The following is a 13,883-nucleotide window of genomic DNA, read 5'->3' as shown; positions in this document are numbered from 1 at the left end:
TCTCATTCCGAACCCCCTTTTGTCGACATACTGAGAGGATAGCTTTTCAGCTATCCTCTTTTCTGATTTTATTAGTTTAAAATTGTTATATTCACCGTACGGCGGCCCCAGTCACGCGCTTGTGATTCTGTCGGCACATGCAGGTCAATGCGATTTCCTTTAATTGCTCCGCCTGTGTCACCGGCGACAGCCGTTCCGTAACCTTCTACATATACTTTTGAACCGAGCGGAATAACGTTAGGGTCTACAGCAATGACCTTTGCATTGCGGTCAGCATTCAAGTTAATACCTGTTGCTGTTACACCAGAACAGCCTGAACATTCTGCTGTGTAAGCAGTCGCTGTAACAGAAAGTGTTTTTCCTTGCGGCGCTTGTTGTGCTGGTTGTTCTTGCTGAGCTGGCGCAGGTGCTGCTGGCGCTTCTTGAGCTTGTGCTTGCGCCGGTCTTGATGTGGATACTCCTTTTACTGATCCAGAAAGAGAAAGCTTGTCGCCAGCATAAATTCTGTCAGAAGACAAACCATTAATGGCTTTTAATGATTGTACAGATAAGCCATGCTTAGAAGCAATTTTAAATAGTGTATCTCCCGGTTGAACGGTGTATGTACCGTTGCTGCTTGTTGTTGCTGCAGAAGCCGTACCAGAAGAGCTTCCGCCGACTTCTAATTTTTGATTAGGGAAAATCAAATCAGATGATAAATTGTTCCAAGACTTCACTTGTTGAACAGTTGTATTATTTTTTTGAGAAATGCCCCATAATGTATCTCCACTTTGTACTGTATATGTTTGTGCGGATGCAGCTGTTCCAAATAGACCTCCGCCGATCACTGTAGTAGCTGCAAGTGCAATAATTTGTTTTTTCATAATAGAAAAACCTCCTGTTGTTCTAACACGCGGTAACTTCCCAGTTTAGATTTCCAATTAAAAGGGAAAATAAGAAACAACCGCCTGCAAGAAACTTTTTTAAAATCTTGCGTCCAGTGGCACTGCAAATGGAAAAAGTTTGTATATATAAACAGCCAGGTCAATCGCCCGATTACCCGCTGACGAAATTCATTGTATCACGCCAAGCAGTGTAATGTTTTTAAGAAGCCATTACGCTTTCCGGTCTTATATAACGCCCGTGTTACAAAAAGACAGATTCTTAAGTCCTGTAATCTAAGTGAAATGAATAAGACAATTCTCGCAACTAATTCAGCCGCTGAATGGTTCCATGCTCAAACAGATATGACTATACGGCTGCCCTCTTTTTTGTGCATCCTATTGATTAGAATGGAAGGCGCGCAGACTCCGGCGGGACAGGCGAGACCCCGCAGGCGCCTTCACGCCGGGGAGGCTCACCGCCCGCCCCGCGGAAAGCGAAGCAGCCTAGAAGGGAAAGCAGCAGACCTTATTCAAAAGCAAAATAAAGGACAGTTGAATGGTTCCATCTTCAAACAAGTAGGGTGATACGACTGTCCTCTTTTGATGCATCCTATTGATTAGAATGGAAGGCGCGCAGACTCCTGCGGGGTCAGCGGGACAGGTGAGACCCCGCAGGCGCCTTCACGCCGGGGAGGCTCACCGCCCGCCCCGCGGAAAGCGAAGCGCCTGGAATGGAAAGCAGCAGACCCCATTTAAAAACAAAATAAAAAAAGGAAACCCGGCTGTTTGCGGGTTTCCTTCTCTTACAATCTATTTATTTCAAAATCTCTACTTTTACTGTTTTTACACCCCAGCGAGTGGCATGCTTTTTCGTAGGAACATGGACGTCAATCTTCTTGCCTTTAATAGCGCCGCCTTTATCGCCGGCTACTGCCTCGCCGTATCCTTCTACATAAACTTTCGTTCCGAGCGGAATGACTTTCGGATCAACCGCGATCACTTTTGCGTTCGGGTTTTTCTTTAAGTTAATGCCGGTCGCTGTAATACCGGAGCAGCCTTTGCAAGAAGCGGTATAAGCTGTTGCTTTCACTGTCAGCACTTTAGCAGATTTCACTGCTTCTGGCTTGCTTGGTGCCGGTTTGCTTGGTGCCGGTTTGTTGCCGGATGGTGCGTTTGTATTTTGAATGACCAATTTTTGGCCAACTTTAATGTTTTCTGATTTTAAGTTATTCCATTGCTTCAGTTGATTCACAGTCGTCTTATACTCTCGTGCAATGCTCCATAATGTATCTCCTCGTTGTACTGTGTGACTAGCTGACGCTGCATCTACAGCAGACGCGCTGAATAGTACGCAAGCAACAACTAAAGACATAATAGCTTTCTTCACGAATGAAAGACCTCCTCGTTTTTTCCGTAACATGTGCTTCATTCTATCACGTAATTATAACGAGACTATTACACTAGCATGTTTGTTTCTTTACACGCATATTTCAAAGGATGTAATTTTCTGATAACTTAACCCTTCCTCAAAAACCGGCAAACTGCCTGTTTGACAAGGACTTTGTCGAATTTTAACTTCATAAATCGCCCTGTATTCTTCTTGGTTATTTTACTGATTTGTTACATTCCCCTGCTTTTTTCTTCATTTATTGCCTCCTCAAAACGGCTCGCTTCTTATCAAATTTTGTTAGATTATATTGGTATAGAGAGAGGGAGTTGTATATAATAAGAAAAGATGTCAATTTATATTACTTCATTGGAGGATTCTAGATGGTTTATCGTGTGCAGCTAATTAAAGGGCTGTTTCAGCCAAGCAATCATTTCTATCAGCTGAACCATGCGGAACAAATTAAAGGACTATGGAGTCGCCTTTCTCTATTAATAATCATCAGCACAGCTCTATACTGTTTAAGCGGCTTGCTAGGCATCCACTCGGAACCCGTATCTGCCTATTTTGCAGCCGGAAGCAACGCGGACATTCAGGGACAAAAATTATGGTTTGCGATGGGAAGCACCATTTGGGGCTTGCTATATCCGCTAATTATTTTGTTTCTGCCTGCGCTTTTATTTTGGGTTTTTTTAGAAGTGGATTTTCGTAAATTACTTGTCTTGCAATCATTCGTTTACGTTATTTATTTAATAGAATTCTGTTTATTAATTCTGTTGAACGTAACGCTTGCTATTCCAAGAGACTCTTCTCCGTTTTCACTTGGCGTACTTGCCCAGTATGCAACAAAAAATGAATTAGTAACGAGCTTTTTCAGCTTCATTACTCTTTTCCAAGCTTGGGCGATCAGCCTGCAATATAAATTTCTAAAGCAAGGCACCGAAAGAAGCCCGAAATTTGTACTCGTATTAATCTTGGTGATAACACTTGCACTCTGGCTCTTTTCTACCCTATTTACATCCATCCAAGTTGACCGCTTATTTTAATAACGAAGGAGACGGCAGAATAAATGAAACAAGTAAAGAAATCAGTCTGGCTAACAGCAAGTGCGCTGATTGTTGCCGGCAACCTTTATTTAACCTTTAAAGAAGACAGCAAAGCCGACCGGTCACAGTGGCTTTCGGAGTGGAATCAGTCAGCAAAAGATGATGTGGTTGAAACCTTCCAGACAACCGGTGTGATCACCCCGGCTGATGAATACCCGGTTTATTTTGATAAAAACGAAGGAACCTTTTTGAAATTCCTCGTAGAAAAAGGCCAGAAGGTGGATGCGGGCACCCCGCTATTTGAATATTCATCATCAGGCATCGAACAGGAAATTAAAGAACTAGAAGCAGAGAAAACACAAACTGAAAAACAGATCCAGCTTATTGACGGACAAATTTCTAAATTAAACTCCATTTTAAATAAACTGGAAAGAGAAGAAAAAGACAGAGATAACGAAAAAGACAATAAAAAAGACAGTGCCGCCAAAGTAACGGTTGAAAAGGACATTATCGATCAAGAAACCGAAAAAGAAAAACTGGAAGAAGAGATTCGCAAATATGAGACGCTTATTTCACAAGCCGAATCTAAAAAAAGCAACCTTGTCGTCAGAAGTGAAAAAGAAGGAATTGTCAAGAAGCTGAATTCTGAGCTGAACAATCCGATTATCACCATCCGTTCACCGGAAGCAGCGATCCAAGGCGTCTTTAATGAACAGCAAATGAATCAGGTGAAGGAAGGATTGGCTATCCACGCTTCTGTCGATCCGCTCCCGGTTACCTTTCACGGTGAAATTTCTTCCATTGAAAGGTTTCCCGAGCAAGAACCTTCTGTGAAAAGAAAGAGCCTGTATCCGTTCACTGCCCAGCTTGATAAGAGCAATATGGATGAAGCGGCAGACCAACTCCTTCCGGGCATGAAAGCAAATGTGACGGTTGTCACGAAAGAAGCATTACAGGCTGTGACTGTTCCCGCTTCTACGCTGATGAAATCCGGCAGCAAGACGTATGTCTTTGTGTTAAATAAGAAGGGGAAAATTGAAAAAAGAGCCGTTAAAAAAGGGCTCGCCGTTGATGGCATTCAGGAAATTAAAAGCGGCTTAAAAGCCGGCGAAAAAGTAGTCGCTAACCCTGATGAGCTGGTGATAGAAAAAGGCGCTTTTATCACACCGGCAGATTATACAGCCATCAAAAAAGAACAGTTCCAGAAGCTGTCGAAAACAGAACGGCTGAAACTTCTGATCATGGGCATATTATCATAAAAAAGAGAGAAGAAGACCGCTGCTCAGGCTGCAGCCAAACTCGATTTTCATTGAGTTTGGCACGCAGCCTTTTTTGTTGTGCGGAACAAGCGGCTCGTCCATACACTCCCTTTTCCCCTTCACGATCTGCTTACATGAAAAATCGCCCAGAGCGCAGGAAAGATCCCTCGCTTTGGGCGATTTGTTTGATTGAGCTTATCTCACAGTCAGCTTATATGGCTGCGCTGAGGCACGGCCTTCAGTTTCACTGATTTCAATGAAATATTTTCCCTTTTTCAACTGGATAACCGCCAGCTCTTCATCGCCGCTTCCATAATGATCAAAGCTGCGAACAAGGGCACCTTTGGCATTGTAAATTTCAATTTTGCCATCAAGTCCCGGCTCCATTTCAAGCTTTAATGAGAACTGTCTATCCTTCGTTACATTTAAAGCAAAGTGATCGACATCGCCAAACGGAACGCCGGCGTTGATATACCCTCTTGCTCCAAGCTGGCCATCAATTTTCTTCAAAGAAAGCGGCTTTTGCGGAACATGATTCACAACTTTTCCATCTCCGTCTTTCAATGCATCCTTCATATCAGCCAGCTTTACTTCGTATGGCTGCAGGCTTGGCTTCATAGACATCAGCGAGCTGACGGCCAAGAAATAACCAGTGTCTTTTTTCGCCATAAAGGACAAGTTAGCTGTTGTCTCAAATGATAATTCAAACAGGTTAGGGCCGAATGGAATGGCCTTTAACTGCTCCTCTTCATCTATTACCTTATTGCCGTTTGTATCTTCAATCAAAGCTCCGGCAAAAATCGCCGGCTGACGCAGAGCATATGGCAAAGCCTTCTCAGCTGCCGCTAATTTTGCTTGATCAATGTTCAAACGGTAAACGTCCTGTTTGTTGCCGTTTTTGAAGTAATAAAAATCAGTCTCTCCCGGATAAATAAAGTAATTTTTATAAGCTCCTCCTGACTTCATGACACGGGCTTTTTCAGGAACGCTTTGGTCTTGATCCGCTTCTTTCGGTGTATCAGCCGCTTTCTTTGAACGAAGCGTATAAGGGTCTGCTGAAATGTTATACATTTCATTTGCTAGACGCAAAATGTAAGTTTCCCCTTTTTTCAGCGCGATTGTCGTCTGATTCGTCTGCTTGCCGCCAAGCATGGCCATAATCGCGCCAAGCATGTCGTCTTCTCCGCCGGAGATAGGAATTAACTCTCCTGTTTCCTTATCATGCTGGAGAATGGACACTACCGGAAATTGGCTTGAGCCTTTTTGCACATCAAACTCATACACACCGTTTTGAGCCGGAGTGAAAGAATAGTAATCTTCATCGGCTTCTACTTGGAAATAGCCGGACAGGTCTTTTCCGAGCGTATAAGGTCTTGCATTCGCCAGAATGGCTTTTGTCAGCTTATCGTCCATTTCTTCAGACGGTTCTTCTTCATCAATCGTGCCGTCTAACGCAGCGGCTGCCTTGGCTTCCGCGTATTTCTCAGGACTCAGGCTGCCTTCTTCAAGGGCTGTTTCCAGGTCCTCTTTAAATGGCAAGCCGTCTTCATCTTCAGGAAGCTGCTTTTCTTCTACTTTTAACTCATACGGATAAGCGGATGCCGTATAATCACCGAATTCCATATCTCCCGGATTCATTGTCAACATATCAAGAAGCGAGCCCATACCTTCCATGCCGCCAAATGCCTCATTTGTGACTGCGAGCTTATACTCTACTCCAGGAACGGCTTTGAACGAAAGGGATTCTCCTTGGCTGCTGCCATGATCATCCGCTTCAGCGACTATTTCCTCTGTTCTTTCCTTTTCATCCTGAGTGACAACCGACAATCTCATCGCTGAATTGACTCCAGGCAAAGCGGATAAAGAGATGGAAACAACTTTCGCTTCATCGACTGCGATGGTGAAATGATCGTAGTCCGGAGCACCTGCCTCTTGCGGGAACAGTGTAAAGTCCCCTTTTTTGTAAGGAAGCGAAGTAATTTTCACCGGATTCTCCGACGTATCAGGATCAGCCTTTAGTCCAGTAATCTTTTCCGCTGTAAATGTGTAAGCTGATAAACCGGAGGCGTTGTAATTCCCATTGACGTCTTTTACTCCGATCACGAGTGTGCCTTTTTCTTCAGCTGTAAATAAAGAGCCTTCTTGCTCTCCGGCACGGCCTTTGTTATGCTCCATCAGCATGCCTTCCTCAGACTCTGCTCCTTCAGGAATAAAGTAAAAATCCATACCGTAATCGTAGTCACTGCTTCCTTCTAAGATTGTCTGAACATGTTCATTTTCGTTTAAATCCACTTTGAACCAATGTGTTTCCCCAGGTGTCTTAATCTGGCCCTTCAGCGTGTTTTTGCCAGCCTTCAGCGGCTTGGCAGAACGGATCAGTGTGTCTCCTGTTACTACCGGCTGTTTTGGCAGTTTCTTAATATCATAGGAAAGGGCAGCCAGCGGATTGACCAATCCGTTCGCATACTTTGTATCATACCCTTTGGCACCCAGATCAGTGGCCGTTCTTTCGAGAATATTTTCAATGTCATAGGCTGTCAGCTGCGGATATTTGGACTTTAACAGAGAAGCGACTCCGGCTACCATTGGCGAAGCCATAGATGTTCCCGTTAATGAAGCAAAGCTGGAACCCTTCCCGTCCTTTTCAAAGCCTGTGTTATAAATATCTTCTCCAGGTGCAACTACATCGACAGAAGGACCGAAGTTAGAGCTGTCAGACAGCTTTTTATTGCGGTCAATATTTCCGACGCTGATCACTCCAGGATAGGCGGCAGGATAGGAGTACATATCTGTCGCCTCATTACCGGCAGCTGCCACAACGACCACCCCGCTGTCAATGGCTTCTCGAACAGCTTCTTCCACAAGAGGCGAGGAAGCAAAGCCGCCAAGACTCAAGTTAATGACATCAGCGCCTTTGGACACCGCATACAAAATACCTTCAGCGATCGTAAAGTCATTAGCTGACGTTTTGCCATTGAAAACATCCACAGGCAAGATCTTGGCATTCGGATTTACCCCATGCCCGCCAATGCCGTTGTTCGCTTTAGAAGCAATAATTCCTGCCACATGGGTGCCATGCATATCGCGAACCGGATTGCTTGCCGGATTAGCTGCATTATACGGCGGCAGCAGTTGTCCTTGTAAATCCGGGTGCTTGTAATCAACACCTCCGTCTACCACTGCCACTGTTACTTTATGTTTGCCGGCGAGCTTAAGGGATTTATCAATATTCAGCATTGGTAAATGATGCATTTTGCTTTTCTTCGGATCACCTTGCGCAGCAAACTGTTTGTATTTCACGCTTGGAGTGATAGAACTGACTCCTTTTTGCTGGCGGTATACCTTCACCGCTTCGCTTACTTTTTTGGATTTTGGCACGCGGACTACATCATAGCCAAGCTGGGGCAGTGAGCGGACGAGAGTTGTTCCCGCTTTTTTATGAACGCTTTTGCCCAGCGGCTTGCTGTATTTGATAACTAACGTATCCGTATCAATCAGTTCATTCATTTCCTTCAGTTTCTTATATGCTTCTTTGTTTTTTTCAGAAGCTGCCGCAGTAATCGGCACTTGTTCAGAAGCTTGCTTAATCGCATGGACTTCTCCATTATGTACAGCTGCGCCGGTTGCTGTCGGAAAAACCATCGCCGCAGAAACCCCGGCGGCCAGCACCTTTTTCCACATTCTCATTTTATGTTATCCTCCTAACTTTTTTGTTTACCCATTTAATAATAACGTAAAAGAAAGGGAAATAGTTTCATTTATTTATATATTTTTTCCATTCACAAAAAAAATCTGCAGCCGCTTCTAGAGCGGCTGCAGATTTTTCATTTATTAAATGACGCGGATAGTTACTACGCCTTCAATTTGGCCGATTTTTTCCTTTAATCCTGGGATGACATCGCCATTGACTTTATTATCAATGTCAATCATTGTATAAGCATAATCACCACGGCTTCTGTTCACCATGTCCGCAATATTTAAGCTGTAATCAGACAAAGCAGAAGTAATTTGCCCAACCATGTTTGGAATGTTGCGGTGATAAACAGTTACACGGCGCTTTCCTGTATAAGGAATAGATGCATTTGGCATATTCACAGAGTTTCTGATATTCCCTGTTTCTAAGAAATCCTTTACTTGGCGAGATGCCATGATAGCACAATTTTCTTCTGACTCTTTCGTAGAAGCGCCAAGATGCGGAATCGGCACAGCGTTTTTCATTTTCAAGACGTTTTCATTCGGGAAGTCCGTAATATATTTGCCAACTTTTCCGCTTTCAAGTGCAACGGCCATGTCTTGCTCGTTCACAAGCTCGCCGCGGGAGAAGTTCAGTATATGCACGCCTTCTTTCATTATATCAAACGCCTTTTCATTGAACATGCCTTTTGTGTTGTCTGTCAGCGGCACGTGAACGGTAATGTAGTCACTGTTTGCAAACAGCTGCTCAATCGTCATAGCACGCTGAACGTTGCGGGATAAATTCCATGCTGTATCTACAGAGATAAACGGATCAAAGCCGATGACATCCATATCCAAGTCGAGTGCATCGTTGGCAACAAGCGCGCCGACAGCACCAAGACCAATGACACCAAGTGTTTTTCCTTTGATTTCTTTTCCGACAAACTGCTTTTTGCCGGCTTCCACAAGCTTCGGAATTTGGTCTCCTTGGCCTTGAAGATCTCTCGTCCAGGCGATGCCCGCAAATACGTTACGAGAAGAAGCCATCAAAGAAGTGAGCACAAGCTCTTTTACTGCATTGGCATTGGCTCCCGGTGTATTAAAAACAACGATGCCGCGTTCTGTATAATCGCTGACCGGAATGTTATTTACACCTGCACCGGCACGGGCAACAGCTTTCACATTATCACCGATTTCCATATCATGCATGTTAAAGCTGCGCAAAACAATGGCATCAGGATTTTGGCTATCATTGTCGATCGTAAAGTTTTCTTCATCAAAAACGTTCAAGCCGCATTGGGCAATATTATTTAGCGTTTGAATAGTAAACAACTGTCCGTCTCCCCTTTTATTGTGCATGTTTTTCTTCGAAGTGTTTCATAAATTCAACCAGGGCTTCGACCCCTTCAACCGGCATGGCATTATAAATACTTGCGCGCATGCCGCCAACAGAGCGGTGGCCTTTTAATGTTTCAAGTCCCGCTTCCTTGGCTTCCTTCACGAATGCCGCATCAAGTTCAGCAGATGGCGACACGAAAGGAATGTTCATAATGGAACGGCTGTCTTCTTGAACCGGAGATTGGAACATAGCTGATTGACCAAGAAAACCGTAAAGCAGCTCTGCTTTTTTCCGGTTAATCTTCTCCATTTCCTTTAATCCTCCAAGCTCCTTCAGCCACTCAAATACAAGCTTGGCCATATAGATGCCGTACGTTGGCGGTGTATTATATAAAGAACCGCTTTCGCTGTGCGTTTTGTAATCCAGCATTGTCGGGCAGCTTTCCGGCGCATGGCCGATCAAGTCTTCTCTAATAATGACAACCGTCAATCCAGCCGGACCAATGTTCTTCTGAGCACCCGCATAAATTAAACCGAATTTCGATACATCAATTTCTTCCGATAAAATATTAGAAGACATATCTGCGACAAGCGGCACACCGCCTGTATCAGGAATGTTTTGGAAGGCTGTTCCTTCTATAGTATTGTTCGTCGTAATATGTACATAATCCGCTTCCGGATCAATCATGCTGCTCGTTACTTCAGGAATGTAGCTGAAGTTTTTATCTTCTGAAGAAGCAATAACGCGAACCTCTCCATACTTCTTCGCTTCCTTAATCGCTTTTTTAGACCATGAACCGGTGTTCACATAATCCGCTTTTTTGCTGTTTGAAAGCAGGTTAAGCGGCACCATAGCAAATTGCTGCGAAGCGCCTCCTTGAACAAACAGTACTTTATAATTATCCGGAATGTTCATTAAATCTCTCAGCAACTGCTCCGCCCCGGTAATGATGTCTGTGAATAATCCCGAACGATGGCTTAACTCCATGACTGACATACCAGAGTCTGCATAATTGACTAATTCTGTTTGTGCTTTTTCCAATACTGGCAGCGGCAACATTGAAGGTCCTGCCGAAAAATTGTATACTCTCTTCACGTGAACTCCCTCATTCATTTTAAATTTGGAAATCTGAAAATTTATACATTAATAATATTCATGAATTATAAATTATTCCTTCCTACTTATCAAGGGGCGGTCCGTCAACTTTTCCTTATCTTTCTTGCTGATACCGCTTTCATTGCTTTACTAAAGCGCCTCGAAAAAATTACGAACATTTTTTGTCTTTTTTATATTTTCGTTCGCCTTCTCTTTCTTTTCTCTCTCTTCTTCCTCTTCAAGAAAACGTCCTTAAAAAACAGAAAAGAGAATGGCTGTTTCTTTTGCCGCTTCCTAAAAAGACTTTTTTCCTATATTTTATTCCTTATATAATGCTTATTGCTTATAATAATAAATGAAACTATTTTACTATTATGGAGGTGTTTTCTATGTATTGCCCGCGCTGCGGATCAAATATGGGCAGCCAAGCACGCTTTTGCCCTGGCTGCGGATCAAAGAAGAAAGCCTTTTCCCCTGTGAAGCTTTTATTTACTCTTTGCCTCATCAGTATTGTTGCCTTTGCCGGGGCGATCATCTATATGTTTTCAGAATCCGGCAAAGAAACACCAAAAGAAACCGCTATAGCTCCAGTCAAAGGAACGAATCAGCCGCCCGCTGAAACGGCCAAGCAAACTGTTGCTCTTCCAAAAAACCTATCGAAAAAAGAACAAAAAGCCTTAACAGACATTATTGCAGAAGCGCAGATGAAAGTATATACGCTGTTCACAGATACCGGCCAAGGCTCCGGCTTCCTTGTCAATAAACAAGGGGACGTCGTGACGAATGCTCATGTAGTCGAGGGATCTCATGCAGTAAGTGTAAAAGATAAAAATGGCAACACCCATGACGGGAAAATTATCGGTTATTCAAATACGGTGGATGTCGCCGTCATTCGGGTGCCTGACCTAGCCGGACAGATCCCGCTCTCACTTGAAAAGAGCAGCAAAGCCAAAGTCGGTGAGGAGGTAATCGCTTTTGGCAGCCCGCTTTCGCTTGAAAACACGGCGACTCTTGGTCATATTACCGGTGTAGACCGCAGCTTTTATATCGGGGACTTCTCCTATGACGGCGTTTATCAAACGTCTGCTGCTATCGCCCCCGGCAGCAGCGGCGGTCCTCTCGTGTCCAAAACAACCGGGAAAGTGCTTGCCATCAACTCCGCTAAACAAATGGGCCAAGACGCGATCGGCTTCAGCATCCCGGTAAAAAGCATTCATAGCCTAATTCAGGAATGGATTCAGAAACCAATGACAGAAGCAGAAGTCAGTGCCTTATTCTACAATGAAAATGGCGACCTCTTTTATCAGGACTTCTGGGAGGAAGAGGGCTATTTCGATGAGGAAGAGGCGGCTCCAGAAACAGACGATAATGAGTACGATGAGGAATATGACGTGCCGGAACAGCCGGCAGGTGAAGGAGATACATACGAAGAAGACTCTCCTGCCACTGAAATATATGAGGAGGATATGAACGCGCCGGATGCAGGCACCGACAGCTGGCAGCCGCCTGCAGATGATGGAGCCAGCAGCATTAGCGATATAAATGGAGACGGAGTGATTGATGTCAATGATGTCAACGTCGATATCAATGGGGATGGGCTGTTTGATGAAAATGATTTGATGGCAGCGGGAATCCCCGTAGAAACTACTAGCGAATAATTGAAAATCGCCATCTCTGGATGGTGATTTTTTTCATAGGAATGGTTTGTCCGTAATACACTAGACTAAACAGAGGGAGCCTCCTGATTTTCATAAATATTTTAATTTCTTATAGAAATCCCACGCCGACTTGCTGTATAATAGCTACAATTTGTGTTGGATAAAGGGAGGGTATTTATGCGTACCTATCAAGTTGATGAGCGGCCGCCAATTCCGGCGATGATCCCGCTTAGTTTGCAGCACTTGTTCGCGATGTTCGGGTCAACGGTGCTTGTCCCAGTTTTATTCGGGATCAATCCGGCCACCATTTTATTAATGAATGGTGTTGGAACGTTAATTTATCTCATTTTGTGTAAAGGCCAAATTCCTGCGTACCTCGGTTCCAGCTTTGCCTTTATTTCACCGGTGCTCTTTGTTTTATCAACCAAAAGCTATGGAATGGCGCTTGGCGGTTTCATTGCTACAGGGATTGTCTTTATTTTAGTCGCGCTTATTATTCGGGCAGTCGGAACAAAATGGGTGGATGTTATTTTTCCGCCTGCAGCTATGGGAGCCATTGTTGCCGTCATCGGTCTTGAGTTAGTGCCAGTTGCTGCCGGCATGGCAGGATTGATTCCATCAGGGGATGCCGATCCGGCCAAATGGATACCTGATCGGGATGTGATTACCGTTTCCTTGCTGACGCTTGGGATCACCATTATCGGCAACGTCATGTTCCGCGGATTTTTGCGGATTATTCCGATCCTTATCGGCATTGTAGCGGGCTATATTATTGCTGTCTTTTATGGGCTTGTTGACTTTCAGCCGGTCAAAGAAGCGGCCTGGTTTGCTTTGCCAACCTTCTACCGTCCAGAGTTTGACTGGTCCAGCATTATGATCATTTTGCCGGCTTCTCTCGTTGTTATTGCTGAACATATCGGCCATCTGGTTGTTACACAAAATATCGTTGACCGGGACTTAATGAAAAAGCCGGGCCTTGGCACTTCTTTACTCGGCAATGGGATTTCAACCGTGATTTCCGGCTTCGTCGGCTCAACGCCGAATACGACCTATGGGGAGAATATCGGCGTTTTGGCTCTAACGAAAGTGTATTCAACCTGGGTAATCGGCGGAGCGGCCGTCATGGCTATTATCCTGTCGTTTCTCGGCAAGCTGGCAGCTTTAATTTCCACGATTCCAGCGGCGGTCATGGGCGGCCTTTCCCTCCTGTTGTTCGGAAGCATCGCTGTATCCGGTTTGCGGATGCTCGTGGAATCGAAAGTGGATTATTCTAAGGCGACCAATATGATTTTAACGACTGTTGTGCTCGTTATTGGCCTTAGCGGCGCCACTTTAAAAATTCAGGACTTTGAATTAAAAGGAATGGCTCTTGCGACAGTCATCGCCATTCTCGTCAGTATCTTCTTTACAATTATTGATAAGCTAAAAATCTCAAATGACTACGAATAAATAAAAAAAGCAGTGTTTGAGCTGCTTGAGACTCCAAGCAACTTCGATGAACGTCGAGCTTACTTGGAGTCTTTTTTATTGTGCTGATGAATGGAAGCGTGTTGCTTTCCAC

The 13,883-nt window shown here is 44.3% G+C and carries 10 protein-coding genes; 5 read left to right on the top strand and 5 right to left on the bottom strand.

The genetic code is table 11. From position 1 onward, the window contains the following. Positions 1 to 71 precede the first annotated feature (71 nt). Positions 72 to 863, bottom strand: coding sequence for a LysM peptidoglycan-binding and 3D domain-containing protein (locus tag BBA02S_RS18510; protein ID WP_041095167.1), 792 nt, complete (start codon positions 861 to 863; stop codon positions 72 to 74). A gap of 303 nt (positions 864 to 1,166) precedes the next feature. On the opposite strand from BBA02S_RS18510, the gene BBA02S_RS18505 reads away from it, so the two are divergent. Next, positions 1,167 to 1,448, top strand: coding sequence for a hypothetical protein (locus BBA02S_RS18505; protein WP_041113759.1), 282 nt, complete (start codon positions 1,167 to 1,169; stop codon positions 1,446 to 1,448). Between the two features lie 229 nt (positions 1,449 to 1,677). Here BBA02S_RS18505 and BBA02S_RS18500 read toward each other — a convergent pair whose 3' ends face one another. Next, the gene (locus BBA02S_RS18500; protein ID WP_041113760.1) at positions 1,678 to 2,250 is read right to left on the bottom strand and encodes a 3D domain-containing protein; all 573 of its coding nucleotides are present in this window, start codon (positions 2,248 to 2,250) and stop codon (positions 1,678 to 1,680) included. Between the two features lie 383 nt (positions 2,251 to 2,633). Here BBA02S_RS18500 and BBA02S_RS18495 point away from each other — a divergent pair, with 383 nt between their 5' ends. Continuing rightward, a complete protein-coding gene (locus tag BBA02S_RS18495; protein ID WP_041095172.1) occupies positions 2,634 to 3,296 on the top strand; it encodes a hypothetical protein in 663 nt (220 codons plus the stop codon). 23 nt (positions 3,297 to 3,319) lie between these two features. Beyond that, entirely contained in the window at positions 3,320 to 4,555 is a 1,236-nt protein-coding gene (locus BBA02S_RS18490; RefSeq protein ID WP_041095174.1) for an efflux RND transporter periplasmic adaptor subunit, read from the top strand. Positions 4,556 to 4,750: 195 nt separating this feature from the next. On the opposite strand, the gene BBA02S_RS18485 is transcribed toward BBA02S_RS18490, so the two are convergent. The 3 genes from BBA02S_RS18485 to serC form a co-directional block, all read right to left on the bottom strand. Then, positions 4,751 to 8,242, bottom strand: coding sequence for a S8 family peptidase (locus BBA02S_RS18485; protein WP_041113761.1), 3,492 nt, complete (start codon positions 8,240 to 8,242; stop codon positions 4,751 to 4,753). Positions 8,243 to 8,386: 144 nt separating this feature from the next. Further along, positions 8,387 to 9,589: a phosphoglycerate dehydrogenase gene (locus tag BBA02S_RS18480; protein WP_041095178.1), complete on the bottom strand. Its 1,203-nt coding sequence runs from the start codon at positions 9,587 to 9,589 to the stop codon at positions 8,387 to 8,389. Then, positions 9,579 to 10,664, bottom strand: a complete 1,086-nt coding sequence (gene serC, locus BBA02S_RS18475; protein WP_041095180.1) for a 3-phosphoserine/phosphohydroxythreonine transaminase — start codon at positions 10,662 to 10,664, stop codon at positions 9,579 to 9,581. Before serC ends, BBA02S_RS18480 begins: the two co-directional genes overlap by 11 nt. A gap of 389 nt (positions 10,665 to 11,053) precedes the next feature. Between serC and BBA02S_RS18465 the strand changes: the two genes are divergently transcribed. Beyond that, a complete protein-coding gene (locus BBA02S_RS18465) occupies positions 11,054 to 12,322 on the top strand; it encodes a trypsin-like peptidase domain-containing protein (protein WP_052477306.1) in 1,269 nt (422 codons plus the stop codon). 177 nt (positions 12,323 to 12,499) lie between these two features. After that, a complete protein-coding gene (uraA, locus tag BBA02S_RS18460; RefSeq protein WP_041095184.1) occupies positions 12,500 to 13,771 on the top strand; it encodes a uracil permease in 1,272 nt (423 codons plus the stop codon). Positions 13,772 to 13,883 lie beyond the last annotated feature (112 nt).

Origin of the sequence: Bacillus badius NBRC 15713, assembly GCF_001591605.1 — a bacterium.
Classification (GTDB): Bacteria; Bacillota; Bacilli; order Bacillales; family Domibacillaceae; genus Pseudobacillus; species Pseudobacillus badius.
This window is presented reverse-complemented; position numbering and strand designations above follow the sequence as displayed.

Bases quoted from the DNA above. Each gene is read 5' to 3' on its own strand.
- BBA02S_RS18510 (WP_041095167.1), bottom strand. From the start codon at position 863: ATGAAAAAACAAATTATTGCACTTGCAGCTACTACAGTGATCGGCGGA.
- BBA02S_RS18505 (WP_041113759.1), top strand. From the start codon at position 1,167: ATGAATAAGACAATTCTCGCAACTAATTCAGCCGCTGAATGGTTCCAT.
- BBA02S_RS18495 (WP_041095172.1), top strand. From the start codon at position 2,634: ATGGTTTATCGTGTGCAGCTAATTAAAGGGCTGTTTCAGCCAAGCAAT.
- BBA02S_RS18490 (WP_041095174.1), top strand. From the start codon at position 3,320: ATGAAACAAGTAAAGAAATCAGTCTGGCTAACAGCAAGTGCGCTGATT.
- BBA02S_RS18485 (WP_041113761.1), bottom strand. From the start codon at position 8,242: ATGAGAATGTGGAAAAAGGTGCTGGCCGCCGGGGTTTCTGCGGCGATG.
- BBA02S_RS18480 (WP_041095178.1), bottom strand. From the start codon at position 9,589: ATGCACAATAAAAGGGGAGACGGACAGTTGTTTACTATTCAAACGCTA.
- BBA02S_RS18465 (WP_052477306.1), top strand. From the start codon at position 11,054: ATGTATTGCCCGCGCTGCGGATCAAATATGGGCAGCCAAGCACGCTTT.
- uraA (WP_041095184.1), top strand. From the start codon at position 12,500: ATGCGTACCTATCAAGTTGATGAGCGGCCGCCAATTCCGGCGATGATC.